The organism is Nitrobacter winogradskyi, assembly GCF_006539545.1.
GTDB lineage: Bacteria > Pseudomonadota > Alphaproteobacteria > Rhizobiales > Xanthobacteraceae > Nitrobacter > Nitrobacter winogradskyi_A.
Genome location: NZ_BJNF01000002.1, coordinates 235,459 through 254,528, shown reverse-complemented (window position 1 = coordinate 254,528; position 19,070 = coordinate 235,459). Strand labels below are relative to the sequence as shown.

Here is a 19,070-nt window from a genome sequence, read left to right as displayed (position 1 = left end):
GCCGCTCTAGAGTCTGTTTCAACTGTGTTGAATCAGACTCGGCGCTTATCTTTCTGTTTGAGCATGATCTTCTCCGAAAACCGATATCCACTTTTCGGGATCATGCTGTAGTGAGACTTGATTCTAAGATTCGCAAGGCCTCCTGCCGTGACGCAATGCAAATCACGGAAATGGAGATCATCGAACCTCAGGCGTCGCGTCCTGGAGCCGGTCACGAATGCTTGCGGCCATCACGCGATAGATCGCAGCATGCGGCCCGTCAGGTTCGCTCTCGACCACAGGATGACCGGAATCGGAGGTCTCGCGGATCGACATATGAAGCGGGACTTCGCCCAGAAACGGAACTCCCAGCCTCTCCGCCTCGTGTCGCGCACCCCCGTGGCCAAAGATATCGCTTCGCGCTCCACAATGTGGACACTGAAAGAAACTCATATTCTCGATGATGCCGAGAACCGGCACGCTGACTTTTCTGAACATGGCCAGTCCGCGCCTTGCGTCGATCAACGACAGATCCTGTGGCGTCGAAACGATGACGGCGCCCTTGAGCGGCACATTCTGGGCCAGCGTCAGTTGAGCATCGCCGGTCCCCGGCGGCATGTCCACGATCAGAACGTCGAGCCTGCCCCAGGCCACATCACGCAGCATTTGCCGGATGGCCGATGTCACCATCGGACCGCGCCAAATCACCGCACTTTCTTCTTCGATGAGAAAGCCGACCGACATGATGGCAAGGCCAAACCGCTCGATCGGCACTATCTTCTTGTCGTCCGTCAATTGCGGCTTTTCGCGAATACCGGTCAGTCGCGGAATTGAGGGTCCATAGATATCCGCATCGAGCAGACCGACACGCAAACCGGAATCCCGCAGCCCCAGCGCGAGATTGAGCGCGGTGGTCGACTTGCCGACACCACCCTTGCCCGACGCGACGGCAACAACGGCGGCAACTCCGGGAATATCCGCCTGCCGCGCCATCGGCGAACCCGAGGCTGGATGTTGTGGCGACCGGCGTGTCGACACGTTCGGAATCCCTTGCTCAGACCGCGGCGGCAAACCCGCCGCGACGCTGCCAGGCATGCGTTCAGCCGTCAGAGCGACCATCACGGCCGACACTCCCGGAATCGCGCGCACGGCCGCCTGGGCGTTGACGCGAACCTCCTCCCAGGCCTTGATTTCCTCTGCCTCGACACTGATGGAGAAAAATACCTTGTCACCGTTGATGGCGATTTCCGAGAGTACCCCGGCGGCGGTCAGCGCCACGCCGCTGGGAGAGAGCACACCGGCCAGCCGGTCGAGAACTTGCTGCGGTGTTACGTTCAAGTCGCTTCTCCGGATACGCGCACTTTATCCCAAAACAGGTTGGACATGGCAGATCCCGCGACCGGTCCGCTGTCCGTAGACAATCCCGATGGCGAACCTTGGGCGCTGGAGTCCAAGACGGTAGCAATCCAGTCGAGACCTGGAAGTCAACCCCCCTCGGCGACAGCGTCGTAGTTGAGCTCTATCAAAACCCCATTCGGGTCGCTGACGAAAATCTGCCAGATGCGGCCACCGGGGACCTCGCGTGCCTTGAAAGCGAATCCTTTAGCCTCAAGCCGCTGTTTCATGCCCCTGTAGTCGCGGCTTGCAAAGGCGATGTGATGAACGACACCGGAATCCGGCTTTTGCGGCTCGGATGTCGGGGCGATGTCGACGAGGTGAACCACCGGCTTCCCCTCGCTATAGAGCCAGGCGCCCGGAAAGGCGAAGTCGGGCCGATCCCCCTTCGTCAGACCGAGAACCTCCTCGTAAAACCGGACCGTCTCGGCAAGTTTGCGGGTACGGATATTGAAATGATCGAGCATTCCAACGCTCATGTTGCGCGCTCCCTTGTCCACGCCCCAGAAATTTGTCTCACCCCATTCTAGATCCTCTTCGCTTCTGATGGAATCACAGGCCGAGCTCTCAGATCTTGATTTAACGCGTTTTCTTCACGCGAACGCGGTATCCACTTCGCGCTAAAACGCTATAGTCATCATGACGCGCTCATCCGCTTTTAATTCAGCGATTCCTCAGGATCTCGGACAAGGCTCGGTCATGGCTAAAGTCGCATTTCTCGGTCTCGGCGTCATGGGATTCCCCATGGCAGGACACCTCGTGGCAAAGGGTGGCCACGAAGTGACCGTGTTCAATCGAACGCCGGCCAAGGCCGACGCATGGGCCGAGAAATTCGGCGGACGAACCGCGGCGACGCCGGAGTCGGCTGCCGAAGGCCAGGATTTCGTGATGGCCTGCGTCGGCAACGACGACGACCTGCGTGCGGTCACAATTGGCGCAGGTGGCGCCTTTGCCGGGATGAAGCCAGGGGCCGTCTTCGTCGATCATACGACCGCTTCCGCTCAGGTCGCACGCGAGCTTGACGCCGAAGCGACCCGGCGCGGTTTCGGCTTTGTGGACGCCCCGGTCTCCGGGGGCCAGGCTGGCGCCGAGAACGGCTTTTTGACAGTGATGTGCGGCGGAGCTGATGACGCCTATACCCGCGCCGAACCGATCATCGCGGCCTATGCCAGGATGTGCAAACGGCTCGGCCCCGCGGGTGCCGGTCAATTGACCAAGATGGTCAATCAGATCTGTATTGCCGGTCTCATCGAGGGATTGTCGGAAGGCATTCACTTCGCCAAAAAGGCGGGGCTCGACGTCAATGCTGTCGTCGAAGTGATCTCGAAGGGTGCTGCGCAATCGTGGCAGATGGAGAACCGCTCCAAGACGATGAGCGAAGGCAGGTTCGATTTCGGCTTCGCCGTCGAATGGATGCGCAAGGACCTTTCGATCTGCATCTCCGAGGCTTATCGCAATGGCGCAAGCCTGCCGGTCACAAGCCTCGTGGATGCTTTTTATGCGGAAGTCGAGAAGATGGGCGGACCCCGCTGGGATACGTCGAGCCTTCTGGCGCGTCTCGAACGTTAACGTCTGGTAAATCTGCGGTCCCTGCCCGGTCGATCGCCGTGACGTCGATAAGGAATTAACGCTCCGTTAACCGAATAATCCTGCTTTTTAAGGCAGCCCTTAAGGATTTGGCGCGAGAAATGAACCAGTAACGACTCGTGCGGCCGCGAGCAGGATTTGTGTCTGGTTGATGAGTACCCCCGCCGATAAACCTGAAGTCGTCGAGCTTCCGGTCGCTCCCGCGATTGTACCGTCCGCACGTCATCGTCGCGCCACCACGCAGCGGGTCCGGGAGGCGCGCGACCGCCTGACTTCCACCAGCGGAACCCGGCCGGCGTTCGATCACGAACTGCTCCGGCAATATGCGCAAACACGACTGTCGGCGTCCTTTGTCGTGATGCTGCTTTTGGTTGCAACAGGCGTGCTCTTCGGTTTCTGGATGGCGCCCGCCGCCGCGGCGGCATGGACGTTCGGAATGCTCTGCATTCACGCCGTCATCATCTACAACTGCAAGGGTTATCTCAAGGAACCGTCGTCGGCCACCAGCACGCGCAAATGGCGCGCACGTTTCATTTTGTTCGATCTTCTGTACGGCCTGTGCTGGACGACGATTCTGGTACATCCCGCCGGCTCGGATCCGGTCACGAACACCCTGATGATGTTTCTGATGCTGCTCGTCGTGGCGGTATCGAGCATGCTCTCAGCCAGTCTGCCGATTGCCGCCCTTGCCGCAACCGCCCCCGTGACCTCCGCCATCGCATTCAAGTTCGCGATGGGCGGCAGCTTCAACAACTATATCCTTGCCATCCTGACGTTGACTGCGGAAGGCTTCTTCGCATTGCTCGCGCATCGCCTGCATTCCACGACGCTGGCGACGCTCGAGGCGCGGGCGGAAAAGGACGCCCTGATCGGCGAACTCGAGCAGGCCAAGGCGATCTCGGACGAAGCGCGACACCGCGCGGAATCAGCTAACGTCGCAAAGTCGCGGTTTCTGGCTCAAATGAGTCACGAACTGCGGACGCCGCTGAATGCCATTCTCGGGTTTTCCGAAGTCATGAAGAGCGAGATCTTCGGCGAGCACGCGGTTGCGGTTTACAAGAGCTATTCGGCGGACATTCATAACTCCGGCGTTCATCTCCTGAATTTGATCAACGAGATTCTCGATCTATCGCGGATAGAGGCCGGCCGCTACGAACTCAACGAAGAAGCCGTATCTCTGGTCCATGTCGTGACCGAATGTCACCATCTGCTGAAACTGCGGGCCTCCAACCGCGGCATCACAATTCACGAGGTATTCGAGCAAGGCATGCCTCGAATCTGGGGTGACGAACGCGCCACGCGCCAGATCGTGCTCAATCTGTTGTCGAATGCGATCAAATTCACGCCACAAGGCGGCGAGATCTGGCTGAAAGCCGGATGGACGGCTTCAGGCGGGCAATACCTCAGTGTGAAGGACAACGGCTCGGGAATCGCGGAAGACGAGATCCCGATCGTGCTCGCGTCATTCGGACAGGGGTCGAACTCGATCAAATCCGCGGAGCAAGGCGCAGGCCTCGGTTTGCCGATCGCAAAGAGCCTGATCGACATGCACGGCGGTACGTTCACGCTGAGATCAAAGCTTCGCGTTGGCACCGAGGTGATCGTCACCTTTCCGCCGGAACGCGTGATGTCTGCTCTGGCGCCCATGGCTGAGGAAGGTCCGCCGCTTCAACCCGCCCAAGCTGGCGATCACACAGCCGAGGAGAGACGCCGCCTGAGGAACAAACCGATCATGAATGCCGGCACGGGTCTTAGAGTATGACGCCGACTCGAAGGACTGCGAGGCGTACGAACGCAAACGAGATGGTTCTCATGGCCACGAATGAGTATGAAAGCGCCGCGCGCAGCAGTTCGCAAAGCTGCTCGCCTCCGCGCTCAACCGACAACGTCGCAGGTGCGTCGTGATCCGCATCCTCCTTGTGATTGGAATGCTGGCCGCGACCGCCGGAGTGGTGGTTGCCTATGGAGATCCCGCCCGAATATCGGCTGCGCGAAACATGGTCTCGACGATGCTGCACGAGGTCGCCGCGGACCCACCACGGAGCGTTCAGATTCCTCGGACACAGAGTGGCGATTTTATGCTGCATGCAAAGGTCAACGGCGTGAAGACGCCGATGATCATTGACACCGGCGCAACGTCCGTTGTCCTCACCTATGAAACGGCGAAGGCCGCCGGCTTACCGCTGGAATTGCTGAAATACGATGTGGATGTCGAGACCGCCGGCGGGCGGGCGCGCGCTGCGCGCCTGACGCTCGACAGACTCGCAGTCGGGAAGCTTGTCGAGCGCTCCGTGCCTGCGCTCGTGGTCCCGCGCGGCCAGATGAAAGCCAACCTTCTGGGAATGAGCTTTCTCAACCGACTCGAGAGTTGGGAGGTTCGCGCAGACCGGCTGATGCTGCACGGCTATCCCTGAGCCGCCCCGGCTGCGTTATCGTCCCCACCTCACCATGCTCATCATTCCGAACCAAAGCCGCGTTGTTGAAGAATCAAGAATCATCGTGAGCGCTGTCGCACCGGCCACGGAGCGCGTGTCGAAGCGCGTCGAGGTCGATGCATCGGCCCAGATCTTCCAACCTGATCGGAGTCCGCCTCCGCCAGTTAGGATGCTCATTCAACGTACCTGGAATATTCGGCTGATCCTGCAGTTCAATCAGATCATCGAGCGCGATCGCGAGAATGCGAGACGGCGTCCGCGCGAGAAATTCCACAGCTCCGAGAAAGTTCTTCGTTGCGATATGCTCTTCGCCGAGCTTCCACTCGAACGCATGGCGCGCATCCGTCCGCTCCGCATCGGTTTCACCGGGATCGATCCCAAGCTCCCGCTTCACCCTGAGATCAGAATGCGTTTGCCAACCGGCGAAGGATGCAAGGTCATGCGTCGTAAACGTAGCGAGCGCGTTCTGGGCATATTTTGACGCTTCGATAAAAGCACCATCGTTGCCACGTTCAAACATCATCACTTTGTAAGACCACACACCCCAATCAGCGAGTTTCTCCCGAAAGCCATCCGGTACCGTTCCAAGATCTTCGCCGATAATGACGCAGCGCTGGCTGACGCTCTCTTGCGCGATAACGCCGAGCAGGGCCTGCAACGGCATCTCTACATATGCTCCCTGCAAAGGCGATGCCCCAGCCGGTATCAGGTAGAGGCGGCTGAGACCGAGCACATGATCCAACCGTATGGCTCCGGCGAAGCGCATGGAAGCGCGCAGCATCTCTCGAAACGGCGCGAAGTCACTCGCCTCGAGGCCGGCGGCATTGAATCCCGCCAATCCCCAATCCTGCCCCGCCGTATTGAGTTGATCGGGCGGCGCCCCGACCGAGAGCGTGCGCGAAATGGCGTCCTGCTCATTCCAGGCGTCGAATCCGCTGGCCTGCACACCGACGGCGACATCCAGATAAAGCCCGACCGCCATTCCGCGTTCGGCGGCAAGATCGGCGCATGACTGTAGCTGGGACGCCGCGCACCATTGCATGAACTCGACGAACTTCACTTCTTCGCGTTGTGAGCCGCTGGATATGGCTTGAATTCCGGCATCATTCGGACGACGCCACTCGTCCGGCCACAACCACCAGGGCGATGGACCAAACTGTCGCCGCAACACCTCGAAGCAGGCGTATCGTTTCAACAGTTGACCCCTCTCCTTCCTGAAAATGTCAAACTCGGCCTGTGCTGCCTGATCTCGTCGAAATCTCGAGAACGCATGCCGGAACGCTGCGAATTTCAATTCGGCGACGGCAGCGTAATCGACGAGTTCGCTCTCCCGGACCCGATCGAGTTGTTCACGCTGTCGTTGTAGCCACGCGCGCGAAAAATTCGGTATCCGCTCGGGATCGACATAAAGCGGATTGAGAAACAGGCGGCTGTTCGGCGCATAAGGACTGCATTCGCGTGGGCGGTCATCGAACAGGGCATGAAGCGGATTGAGACCGATGCCATGGCAGCCCCAATCCGAGGTGAGTTCGATCAGCGATGCCAGATCGGTGAAATCACCAATTCCCCAGTTGCGCGACGATGTCAGCGCGTACAGTTGAACAGACAGAACCCAGATGCGCTCGAATGGGCCCTGGTAGGCCTTTTCGGGCGTGACCAGTACCGGAACTGAATCGATGATGACACCCTTCTCACTCTCGAGCTCCAGTCGATAAGTGCCGACCGCTATCCACCGCGGGAGATCGATCGTTGCTGAAGAAGTACATCCTTGGGCGAGAACGGTATGACGCCTCGCCAGCCGCCAGCAAGTTCCGTTCGCCTCAACTCCGACCGGCACGCAAAAATCCTCCCCGCTGGAAACGATCACCACAGGCTGTTTCAGAAAACGATGGCACGGAGGCGATGGCAAACCATCGACAATCGGACGCAGTCGATCAGGATCCAGGAGATGACGACGTCCTAGTCCGTCAACAAAGTCCAGGTTGATACCCAGATCCTGCGCCTTTGAATGGATATTCATCCCCGATCCCGTGTCCGGGAGCGTTGGTGCCAAGCTCCTCACATAGAATCAAACTCTGAAGCAAACTTGCGGTTCCGCAGGGAACTTTCCGGCGACGCCGAGGTTAGTTTCCCGGGTCCTTCATTCCATCCAACAGGTTAGCGCAGCGGTGTCCGTATCGATGCAGAAGATCATGCCTTTGCGTGCAGGCGAAGAAGGCGCAACCGCCGGCGCATTTCATATCGAGGATGTTTACCCCTGCGTGGAAGCCGGACGCTTTCCCGTCAAACGCCTTGCTGGCGACATTGTGGATGTCTGGGCCGACATATTCCGGAGCGGACACGACGTCATCGTCGCGCAATTGATCTGGCGGCATGAGCAGGATCGTGACTGGAAACGGTCGGCGATGACTCTGCACGATAATGATCGCTGGTTCGGTAGATTCACGCCGCCGGAGCCCGGACGTTATGTTTATGCCATCGAAGCCTGGACCGACGAATTCGCCACATGGAAGCGTTATTTCGAACTTAAGCGTAAGGCAGGTCAGGATGTTTCCCTTGATGCGCTCGAAGGCGCTGCGCTGCTGACGCGGGCGCAGTATGGCAGTAAGGAGGCGACCGCGATCATCCTCCGTCAATGCGAAGACTTTCTTCATAGGGGGGATCCCTCAAGCCTGCTCGTGCCGGAACTGACGAGCGCCATGGCCGAAGGCTGCGCCCGGTCCGATCTCACGCGCTCCCGGCTCTACCCGCTGACGATCGACCGCGCCCTCGCGGTCGCAGGCGCCTGGTACGAGATGGTGCCCCGGAGCCAGAGCACCGTTCCCGGTCAGCACGGCACCTTCCGGGATTGCATGGCCCGGCTGCCAGATATCGCGGCCATGGGATTTGATGTCCTGTACTTCACGCCGATTCATCCCATTGGCAGGACCAATCGGAAAGGCCGCAACAATGCGTTGACGGCCGCCGAAGGTGATCCAGGAAGCCCCTACGCCATTGGCTCCCGGGAAGGCGGGCACGATGCGATTCACCCCGACCTCGGCACCTTCGACGACTTCCGGGAACTAATCGCCGCCTGCAAGATTCATGGCATGGAGGTCGCGCTCGACATTGCGGTGCAATGCTCGCCTGACCATCCCTGGCTCACCCAGCATCCTGACTGGTTCAAGCGGCGTCCGGATGGCTCGATGCGTTATGCAGAAAACCCTCCCAAAAAGTACGAGGATATTGTCAATCCCGATTTCGGTTGTGAGGACGCTGGCTCACTGTGGAACGCACTTCGCGACGTCATCCTGTTCTGGGTCAATCAGGGCGTACGCATCTTCCGGATCGACAATCCGCACACCAAACCACTCAACTTCTGGGAATGGCTGATCCATGAAATTCAAACGAAAGACCCAGGCGTCATCTTCCTCGCCGAAGCATTTACCCGTCCCAAAGTCATGAAGGGTCTCGCCAAGCTCGGCTTCACGCAATCGTATACTTACTTCACCTGGCGAACCCGGAAATGGGAAATCGAATCCTATCTTGACGAACTCACGCGTTATCCCGAGCGAGACTATTACCGGCCAAATTTCTTCGTCAGCACGCCGGATATCCTGCCCTATCACCTGCAGAGTGGCGAGCCTTGGATGTTCAAGTCTAGGGTCGCCCTAGCGGCAGCGCTGTCGAGCAACTACGGAATCTATAACGGATTCGAGCTTCTGGAGCATGAGGCGATTCCAGGACGGGAAGAATACTTGAACTCCGAAAAGTACGAGATCAAGGTTCGCGACTGGGACGCGCCTGGAAACATCAAATCCTACATCGCTGCGCTTAACCGGGTACGACGCAGAAATCCAGCGCTTCTGCAAACTCGCAATCTAAGATTTCTCCCGATCGAAAACAATCAGATCATCTCTTTCACCAAGCAATCCGCTGATGGTCTCAACACGATCGTCGGCGCCATCGCGCTTTCGCATGAGAGTCGTGAATTCTGGCTTCCGCTTGATTCGATTCAGGTGAAGACCGCGACAGGATCAGCCCCCCCCGTCGCACTCGAGAACCTCATGACCTGCGAACGTCACGCCATAGAATGGGGCGGCGTACGCCTGAGGCTCGATCCGTTACGTGATCCCGCACTGTTGTTTCGATGTCTGGCGGGAGGTCCCTCATGAATGAGATGTCGCAGATCGATGCTGACAGATACGTCCAGACCGACGATCTCTGGTACAAGGACGCTATTATCTATCAACTTCACGTCAAGGCATTCGCCGACAGCAACAATGACGGCATTGGCGACTTCGCAGGCCTGACCAGCAGGCTCGACTACCTTCAGGAGCTCGGTGTCACCGCGCTGTGGCTGCTACCGTTCTATCCATCGCCAGGGCGCGACGACGGATATGACATTGCGGATTACGGCTCGGTCAATCCCGACTTCGGCACCATGAAGGATTTCCGTCGATTCATCTCGGAAGCAAAACGACGCGGCCTGCGCGTGATTACCGAGCTCGTTATAAATCATACATCCGATCAGCACAGATGGTTCAAGCGTGCCCAGCGCAGTCCCCCCGGATCAAGCGCGCGCAACTGGTATGTCTGGAGCAACACAGACAAGAAGTATCAGGGAACCCGGATCATATTCACCGACACCGAGAAATCAAACTGGGCTTGGGATTCAGAAGCCAACGCCTACTATTGGCATCGCTTCTTCAGTCATCAACCAGATCTCAACTTCGACAACCCGCGCGTCGTCAGAGCAGTTATTCAGGTGATGAAAAGGTGGCTCGATACTGGCGTCGACGGGTTTCGACTAGATGCAATTCCGTATCTTTGCGAACGCGAGGGCACCAACAACGAGAATCTTCCCGAAACCCATGCGGTAATCAAACATATCCGCGCAGCGCTTGATTCCTACGCCAACGGAAAGGTTCTTCTCGCCGAGGCCAACCAATGGCCGGAAGATGTCCAGTTCTATTTCGGGGACGGCGATGAGTGCCACATGGCCTATCATTTCCCCTTGATGCCGCGCATCTACATGGCGATCGCCCAGGAAGACCGTTTTCCGATCACTGACATTCTGCGGCAGACGCCCGACATTCCCGACAACTGTCAGTGGGCGATGTTTCTACGAAACCATGACGAACTGACACTAGAAATGGTAACCGACATCGAGCGCGACTATCTCTGGTCGACCTATGCGGCGGATCCTCGCGCGCGCATCAACCTCGGCATTCGCCGCCGTCTCGCGCCCTTGATGGACAACGATCGCCGCAAGATCGAGCTGATGAATTCATTGTTGATGTCGTTTCCGGGAACACCGATCATCTACTACGGCGACGAGATCGGGATGGGCGACAATATCTACCTGGGCGACCGCAACGGCGTACGCACTCCGATGCAATGGACTTCGGATCGCAATGGTGGATTTTCTCGATGCGATCCAGCGCGGCTCTATGCACCTCCCGTCATGGATGCCGTCTATGGCTATGAGTCCGTGAATGTCGAATCCCAGTCGCGAAGTCTGTCTTCATTACTGAGCTGGATGAAGAAGCTGATTTCAGTGCGCAAATCCAGTCACGTTTTTGGCCGGGGAACGATGGCTTTCGTTCGTTCCTCGAATCGCAGCGTTCTCGCTTATCTGAGGCAGCATGGCGACGAGGTCGTCCTTTGCGTCGCCAATCTGTCGCGATCAGCGCAGGCCTCCGAACTTGATCTATCGCATTGGAAAGGTCGTTCGCCTCTTGAAATGCTGGGACGGACGACCTTTCCTGATATTGGCGAATTGCCGTACCTGATCACGCTCGCACCCTATGGATTCTACTGGTTCCGCCTGAATGAAAAGCCACCGTCTCCGAATGTTGCTGCTGTGATCGTTCCGGATTATGAGACGCTCGTCGTGCCGCAGGGCGCGACCTGGATGTCGCTGGCGCGGACACGCTCGATCTTCGAGCGTGACGTTCTGCCATCTCATCTCGCCCGCTCGCGCTGGTTCCCCGAGCGATCGGCCAGCGCCATCACGGCGCGAGTGCCGGCGGCGATACCGCTCACGAAAGACCAGGATTCCAGGCCATGGCTGTCGATCTTCGACGTCACCCATCACGGACAGACCGGGCGATATGCGATGCCGATTCAAATCAGGTGGGATCGGCTCGACCGCAGAAACTATGATGCTAGAAACATTGCCGCTGTGCGACAAGGCTCGCGCGAGGGCACGCTGATAGATGCCGCCTATGAGAGAGGCCTGATCACGGGCATCATCGAAGGTCTGCGCCAACGTGCGACCTTCGATGGAGGTAAATTACAGGTCGCTTGTATTCCTACGGAGCGGTTGGCCTCGATTGCGGAAGAGTCGATCGAGAACGTGAGACCGGTTCAGACTGAACAGTCGAACAGCACGGCGCTGGTGGATCAGAAATTTGTGGTCAAGCTTTACCGAAAGCTAGAGAATGGCATCAATCCAGAAGTGGAGGTGGGGCGTTTTCTGACTGATGTAGCCGGATTTGCCAATACGCCCGCCCTGCTCGGCAACGTCGAGCTGACGGGACCTGACGTCCAAGCCGCCGTCGCTATTGTCCATACCTTCGTCGGTAACCAGGGGGATGCATGGACCATCAGCAGCGCCGCACTGGATCGCTTCATCGACGAGCAACGGCTCGTCGGCGCGGTCGATGCAGCTCCAGCGCTTGAAGAGAAAGCAGCCTACCAGCGCTACATGATGCAGATTGGCAAGCGTGTCGCGGAGATGCACGTAGCGCTGGCCAGCCGTGATGACATCGAGGATTTCCGTCCCGAGCCAGTGACCGCTTCGGATGTCGCGCATTTTATCGATCGCCTGACGAAACGCGCGGAAATGACGCTTGACCGCCTGGCTCAAGCCAAGCTTTCGGAATCGGATCGGATCCTCGTCGAAGAGATCCAGAGTCTCCGCCCGGCCCTGCATGATTTGCTCGCCGAGCTCCTGCCGTCGTCGATTCAGATGCACAGTATTCGGCATCACGGCGACTTTCATCTCGGACAGGTTCTCGTCGTTCGTGACGACGTTTTTATCATCGACTTCGAAGGCGAACCGCGACGAAGTCTTTCTGAGCGGCGCATGAAGGCGCCGGCAGCTCGTGACGTCGCGGGGCTGATCAGATCCATCGATTATTCCGTGACCTCGGCGCAAGAACGCGTTCTGAAGACCGAGGCGGACGACGATGGACGAATGGCGGAGGCCTTATCAGCATGGCGCGACGAGGCAACAGAGACCTTTCTGATCGCCTACCGCGAAGCAATGTCCGATTCTCGACTATGGCCGCAGGATAACGGCGAGAACGACGGGATATTACGATTTTTTCTGCTCGAGAAAGCTCTTTATGAGATCGACTACGAGCTGGCGCATCGGCCGGATTGGCTGCGGGTCGCGCTGGATGGTGCGTTGCGGGTGCTGCGCAACGAAAAGCGAGATCGCGCATGACAGAACTGTCCTCGGAAGCGCGCGCCATCGTTGAAGGGCGGCATTCCGATCCCTTTCACTATCTCGGCTGTCATCGTGAGACTGATCGCAACGTGGTTCGCGTCTATCTTCCCGAGGCATCGGAAGTTCGCCTGATTGATGAGACCGGCGAAGAGGTCACCTTGACGCGCATTCATGACGCCGGACTTTTCCTTGGGGACTTGCCGGACGGGACGGAACGCTATCGTCTCCGCGCTAGATATGGCGCCGACCTGGTTGAACTGGAGGATCCTTATCGTTTTCCTCCAATCTTAGACGATTTCGACCTCTATCTGCTTGGCGAAGGCACGCATCAGCGGCTCTACGACAAGCTTGGCGCTCATCCCATGGCGATGGAAGGCGTGGAAGGAACAGGGTTCGTCGTGCTCGCGCCGAACGCACGGGCCGTGGCGGTTGTCGGCGATTTCAACTTTTGGAATCGACGCCGGCACCCGATGCGCGTGCGTGGTAACGGATACTGGGAACTGTTCATCCCCGGTGCGCAGGCGGGCGATCGCTACAAGTTCGCGATCACGGCTCAGGATGGCTCCCTACTCCCGCTGAAATCCGATCCGATGGCGTTCGCGGCCGAGGTTCGACCCAACACCGCCTCGATCGTACTTGACCAAGCGAGGCTGCCGCGCCCAACTCCACTGGCCGTCCCAATCAATGCATACAACGCGCCGATCTCGATCTATGAAGTTCATCTCGGATCATGGCGCCGGAGCGACGACAATCGCTGGCTATCCTATCGCGAGCTGGCCGAAACCCTACCGGGCTATGCACGCGGCCTGGGATTCACTCATATCGAACTAATGCCGGTAAACGAGCATCCGTTCGACGGGTCCTGGGGATACCAGCCGACCGGCCTTTACGCCCCGACCAGCCGCTTCGGATCGCCCGAAGATTTCGCGCATCTGGTCGATGCCTGCCATCGCGAGGGTCTTGGCCTCTTGCTTGACTGGGTGCCTGGCCATTTTCCCGATGACCCGCACGGGCTCGGCCGGTTTGACGGAACGTCGCTGTACGAGCACGCTAATCCATTGCAAGGCCGCCACCTCGATTGGGATACCCTGATCTACAACTATGGCCGCACCGAAGTTGTCAATTTTCTCGTCGCCAATGCACTGTTCTGGCTCGAGCGCTACGGCATCGATGGCCTTCGCGTCGATGCTGTCGCGTCGATGCTCTATCTGGATTACAGCCGTCCCGAAGGCGGGTGGATCCCGAACAAGCATGGCGGCCGAGAGAATCTCGAAGCTGTCGAATTTCTGCGGCGGTTCAACAGGGAAGTATTTGGCAGCTTTCCGAGCGCCACAACGGTGGCGGAGGAATCGACAGCCTGGCCCCAGGTGTCGCGACCGATCGAATTCGGCGGTTTAGGGTTCGGCTACAAATGGAACATGGGCTGGATGCATGACACGTTGGGCTATTTTGGAAAGGACCCGATTCACCGCAAGCACCACCATGATCAGATCTTGTTCGGACTACACTATGCCTTCTCGGAGAATTTCATTCTCCCGCTATCTCACGACGAAGTAGTACACGGCAAACGCTCGATTCTCGGCCGCATGCCGGGCGACGACTGGCAGCGGTTCGCGAACTTGCGTGCCTACTACGCTTTCATGTTCGGTCACCCCGGCAAGAAGTTGATGTTTATGGGGGCTGAGTTTGGTCAGGAACGCGAATGGAACCACGATCACGCACTTGACTGGCATCTTCTTGATCAAGCCCGTCACCAAGGAGTCCACGCTGTGGTCCGAGATCTCAACAAACTCTATCGCGAGGTGCCTGCATTGCACGAACTCGATTGCGACCCGGCCGGATTCGAATGGATCGTAGCCAACGATGCAGATCACAGCGTCTTCGCCTGGATACGGAAAGGCGCAGGCGGACGGGCGCGCTGCCTCGTAATCGCAAATCTCACACCGACCATCCATCGCGACTATCGCGTGCGCGTTCCTTTCACCGGCCGGTGGCGCGAAGCGCTCAATACCGACTCTGCTCATTATGGTGGAAGCAATGTCGGGAATGACGGCGCGGTCGAGACATCCGGGGAGATCATTCCCGAGCTCGTCCTGACATTGCCGCCGCTTGGGGTGATCTTTCTGGTTCCGGAAATGGCATGATGAGAGTTTCGGAGGGCACATATGTCCAGCTTGGTTCGACTTGGGACGGTCGCGGAACGAACTTCGCGCTCTTTTCCGCACATGCGGAGAAGGTTGAGCTATGCCTGTTCGACAGCAAGGGGCGTCGGGAGATCGAGCGCATCACCCTGCCCGAGCACACCGAGAACGTCTGGCACTGCTATCTGAACGATGTCGCGCCGGGACAGCTCTATGGCTATCGCGTCTATGGTCCCTACGATCCTCAACACGGGCATCGGTTCAATCCTCACAAACTCCTGCTCGATCCCTACGCAAAGAAGATCAGCGGGCGATTGGTTTGGAGCGACGCACATTTCGCCTACCGCGCCGGAAGTCCGCGTGAGGATTTGTCCTTCGACAGGCGCGACAACGCCCGCGCCATGCCAAAAGCCACCGTCATCGACGAAACATACAATTGGGGAAGGCGTGAACCACGGCCCAGCGCCACCTGGGAAGACACGATCATCTACGAAGCTCACGTCAAAGGCCTGACCAAGACACGCATGGATATTGCGCCGGAGCTCCGTGGCACTTACGGCGCATTGGCCGCGCCGGCCATGATCGATCACCTGCGGCGCCTCGGCGTCACAACGATTGAACTTCTTCCGGTTCACGGCTTCGTCGACGATCGCCATCTTGTCGAGCAGAAGCTGAGCAACTACTGGGGATACAACTCCCTCTCGTTCTTCGCGCCGGAGCAACGATACGCGAAGGGCGCGGCGCTGGACGAGTTCCGCATGACCGTGGCTCGCCTTCACGACGCCGGCTTCGAGATCATGCTCGACGTCGTCTACAATCATACCGCGGAGGGAAATCACCTCGGCCCCACACTATCATTCCGCGGTATCGACAACGCCTCCTACTATTGGCTGATGCCGGACAATCCCCGCTACTACGACGACTTCACAGGGACCGGAAACTCGCTAAACCTGACCCATCCGCGCGTGCTGCAGATGGTAATGGATTCGCTGCGCTATTGGGTCGAGGTCTGTCACATCGATGGCTTCCGCTTTGATCTCGCAAGCACACTGGCGCGAGGAGCCCACGGATTCGATCGTAACAGCGCTTTTCTTAATGCAATCAGGCAAGATCCCGTTCTCGCTAACGTCAAGCTGGTCGCAGAACCATGGGATGTCGGCCCCGGCGGCTATCAGGTCGGTGGCTTTCCTTCGCAATGGTCGGAGTGGAATGACCGGTATCGCAGCACGATGCGACGTTACTGGGCCGGTGAAGGAAACCTGATCGGCGATGTCAGCCGTCGCATGACGGGATCGTCGGACCTTTTCAACCATGACGACCGCGCACCGCGCGCCGGCGTCAATCACGTTACCGTTCATGACGGCTTCACCCTGGCGGATCTGTTTTCTTATAACGAGAAGCACAACGAAGCCAACGGCGAGGACAATCGCGATGGCTCCAATGATAATCTCAGCAACAATTGCGGCCACGAAGGATCGACTAACGATCCTGTAATTCTCGCGCTCCGCTGTCAGCTTCGCAAGAACCAGCTCGCTTGCCTGCTGCTGGCCCAAGGGGTGCCGCTTCTTCTCGCAGGCGACGAGGTCGGCAACAGCCAGAGCGGGAACAATAACGCTTATTGCCAGGACAACGAGATCGGATGGATCGATTGGAGCGGTCTTGGCGATAAGGACAACGACATGACCGACTTCGTCGGACGCCTTATCGCGATCAGAAAGCGATTTGAGCAGATCAGATCACGACAATGGGTGACGGCGAAAAGGACAGATAGTTCGTACGGGGTGCTATGGCTCACGCCGGAGGGAAACGAAATGACTGAGTCCGACTGGAATTTCCCAGAAGGCAGGTTTCTTTCCTACGTGCTCGGACCCATGGAGCGCCACGAGAAGGCGCTTTACGTCGTTCTCAACGCCGCACCGGATTCCATCGAGTTCAGGATTCCGAACCTGGAAGAATACAAGACGTGGTCGATCGTACTTCACACAGCGGACCATAACGCCGATGACGCCCCGCACCACCCTGACACGACGATGCAGGCCCCGCCTCGCAGCGTCATTGCGTTCGCAGGTCACCCATGAGCGTCGGCCGATTCGGCCCTGCTCTCACAACGGAGGGCGCAACGTTCCGGCTCTGGGCGCCTGCGGCCGATACAGTATCCGTTGTTACCGATAACGCGCATCGGATGGAAAAGGACGATAGCGGTTGGTTCGTCGCGGATGTAGCGGCCGCGAAGGCAGGGACCCGTTATCACTACCGGATTGATGATGAGCTGGACGTGCCGGATCCTGCGTCGTCTTATCAACCCGATGATGTGTCCGGCCGGAGCGAGCTTGTCGACCACCACCGTTTCCGCTGGAAAGCAATCGACTGGCGCGGACGGCCCTGGCATGAGACGGTCATCCTAGAATGCCATGTCGGAACCTTCACGCCTGAGGGCACTTATCGTGCCATGATCGACAAACTCGATCATCTGGTATCGACAGGGATCACCGCCATCGAATTAATGCCGCTTGCCGACTTCGCGGGAACGCGAAATTGGGGTTACGATGGCGCGCTGTGGTATGCACCCGATCATGTTTACGGCACGCCAGACGATCTGAGAGAACTCATCGATCAAGCCCATCTGCGTGGCCTGATGGTTTTTCTCGACGTCGTCTACAACCACTTCGGGCCAGAAGGAAATTATCTGGAGCGCTACGCACCGCAGTTCTTCTGTGATGCGAAGACACCTTGGGGAGCGGCGATCGATTATCGCGTTCCCCAAGTCCGCGCCTTCGCTGTCAATAATGCACTTCACTGGCTCGGCAATTATCGATTTGACGGTCTTCGCCTCGACGCGGTGCACGCCATCCCCGAGACGGGCGAACCACCAATCTTGAAAGATATCAGCCGCGCTATCGGGATTCTGGCGCGGCAGGACAGACGCCACATTCACCTCGTGCTTGAGAACGACGATAACCGCGCGGGCCTGCTCGATCCTTCCTCAGGTGTACCGGAGGGAAAGTATCGCGCCCAGTGGAATGACGACTACCATCACGCCTGGCATGTCATCCTCACTCAGGAAGGCCACGGCTATTATGAAGATTACGCTGCCAATCCACGCCATCTTCTCGCACGAACACTGCGTGCTGGCTTCGCTTACCAGGGCGAGCCCTCCGCTCATCGCAGCGGACGGGCTCGTGGGGAACGCATCGGCGGACTGCCCCCAACCGCTTTCGTGAACTTCCTTCAAAACCACGATCAGATCGGCAACCGCGCGCTGGGTGACCGCCTCGAATGGTCGGCTGACGCCCGTGCCATCGAAGCAGCGCTTGCGATCACGTTGCTCGCGCCGATGCCACCGCTGATGTTCATGGGCGAGGAATGGGGAGCAACCACGCCCTTCCCGTTCTTCTGCGACTTCAAAGGCGACCTCGCCGACGCTGTGCGAGCCGGACGCCGGAGAGAATTCGCGGAAGCCTACGACATGTTCGGCGACGACGTGCCTGATCCTCTTGCGCTGTCCACATTCGAGGCGGCGATTCTTGACTGGCCCGACCAAGGCCAGCGCCTGCCGCGTCATGTACTGGTCAAACGGCTGTTGCGAACTCGTAGGGATGAACTCATGCCCCATCTCGGCAACGCAAAGTTTGATTCCGCCGATCTTCACCAGGACGATCGTCTACTGATCGCGTGCTGGACGCTAGGCAACGACGTCCAGTTACACCTTCGCGCCAATATTTCGGATCATAACGTAACGAATGACACCTCCCCGATGCCGGGGCGACCGATCTGGGGTGGCGAGTTACCGGTGCGCCTGCGAGCATGGTCGGTATTCTGGTCACTGAAACGGCCTGAAGAAGAGCGGCATTCCGCGTAAACTTATCGCGTGCAACTCATGCCCGATGTCGTTTCATAATGCTCTATCGGCTCACCGCCCAACCCGGCGGCAGCGGCGACAACGGTTCCAAACACGGAACAAATCGATATAATCAAACCTCAAGTGAACTCCTCAGAGAAGCTAAATCGATACCGAACTACAAAAGGCATCACTCACGCTGGAGTCTGTTTCAACTGTGTTGGATCAAACTCGTCGCTTATCTTTTTTGTTGGAGC

The 19,070-nt window shown here is 58.2% G+C and carries 11 protein-coding genes; 8 read left to right on the top strand and 3 right to left on the bottom strand.

Annotated elements, in window-relative coordinates; all coding sequences use genetic code 11:
* Window positions 1–177: 177 nt before the first annotated feature.
* Together NWI01_RS01270 and NWI01_RS01265 are read right to left on the bottom strand one after the other, a co-directional pair.
* Window positions 178–1,317, bottom strand: a complete 1,140-nt coding sequence (locus NWI01_RS01270; RefSeq protein ID WP_141381929.1) for an Mrp/NBP35 family ATP-binding protein — start codon at window positions 1,315–1,317, stop codon at window positions 178–180.
* Between the two features lie 146 nt (window positions 1,318–1,463).
* On the bottom strand, window positions 1,464–1,853 hold the full coding sequence (locus tag NWI01_RS01265) for a VOC family protein (RefSeq protein WP_141381928.1): 390 nt from the start codon (window positions 1,851–1,853) through the stop codon (window positions 1,464–1,466).
* A 220-nt stretch (window positions 1,854–2,073) separates the two neighbouring features.
* On the opposite strand from NWI01_RS01265, the gene NWI01_RS01260 reads away from it, so the two are divergent.
* The 3 genes from NWI01_RS01260 (at window position 2,074) to NWI01_RS01250 (ending at window position 5,375) form a co-directional block, all read left to right on the top strand.
* Window positions 2,074–2,943, top strand: coding sequence for an NAD(P)-dependent oxidoreductase (locus NWI01_RS01260; protein WP_141381927.1), 870 nt, complete (start codon window positions 2,074–2,076; stop codon window positions 2,941–2,943).
* A 169-nt stretch (window positions 2,944–3,112) separates the two neighbouring features.
* Entirely contained in the window at window positions 3,113–4,723 is a 1,611-nt protein-coding gene (locus NWI01_RS01255) for a sensor histidine kinase (protein WP_141381926.1), read from the top strand.
* A 139-nt stretch (window positions 4,724–4,862) separates the two neighbouring features.
* Window positions 4,863–5,375, top strand: coding sequence for a TIGR02281 family clan AA aspartic protease (locus NWI01_RS01250; RefSeq protein WP_141381925.1), 513 nt, complete (start codon window positions 4,863–4,865; stop codon window positions 5,373–5,375).
* Window positions 5,376–5,448: 73 nt separating this feature from the next.
* On the opposite strand, the gene malQ is transcribed toward NWI01_RS01250, so the two are convergent.
* Window positions 5,449–7,416, bottom strand: coding sequence for a 4-alpha-glucanotransferase (malQ, locus tag NWI01_RS01245; RefSeq protein ID WP_141381924.1), 1,968 nt, complete (start codon window positions 7,414–7,416; stop codon window positions 5,449–5,451).
* Window positions 7,417–7,588: 172 nt separating this feature from the next.
* Here malQ and NWI01_RS01240 point away from each other — a divergent pair, with 172 nt between their 5' ends.
* The 5 genes from NWI01_RS01240 to treZ are packed head-to-tail and all read left to right on the top strand — an operon-like array spanning window position 7,589 to window position 18,834.
* Entirely contained in the window at window positions 7,589–9,550 is a 1,962-nt protein-coding gene (locus NWI01_RS01240; protein WP_181410325.1) for an alpha-1,4-glucan--maltose-1-phosphate maltosyltransferase, read from the top strand.
* Window positions 9,547–12,831 (top strand): maltose alpha-D-glucosyltransferase, encoded by a 3,285-nt coding sequence (gene treS, locus NWI01_RS01235; RefSeq protein WP_141381922.1) that lies wholly within the window; start codon window positions 9,547–9,549, stop codon window positions 12,829–12,831. The genes NWI01_RS01240 and treS overlap by 4 nt, the downstream gene beginning before the upstream one ends.
* Window positions 12,828–14,978 carry a 1,4-alpha-glucan branching protein GlgB gene (gene glgB / locus NWI01_RS01230; protein WP_141381921.1) on the top strand — a complete coding sequence of 717 codons (2,151 nt, stop codon included), beginning with the start codon at window positions 12,828–12,830 and terminating at the stop codon, window positions 14,976–14,978. Before treS ends, glgB begins: the two co-directional genes overlap by 4 nt.
* Window positions 14,978–17,053, top strand: coding sequence for a glycogen debranching protein GlgX (gene glgX, locus NWI01_RS01225; protein ID WP_141381957.1), 2,076 nt, complete (start codon window positions 14,978–14,980; stop codon window positions 17,051–17,053). The genes glgB and glgX overlap by 1 nt, the downstream gene beginning before the upstream one ends.
* The gene (treZ, locus tag NWI01_RS01220; RefSeq protein WP_141381920.1) at window positions 17,050–18,834 is read left to right on the top strand and encodes a malto-oligosyltrehalose trehalohydrolase; all 1,785 of its coding nucleotides are present in this window, start codon (window positions 17,050–17,052) and stop codon (window positions 18,832–18,834) included. The genes glgX and treZ overlap by 4 nt, the downstream gene beginning before the upstream one ends.
* The last annotated feature ends 236 nt before the right edge of the window (window positions 18,835–19,070 follow it).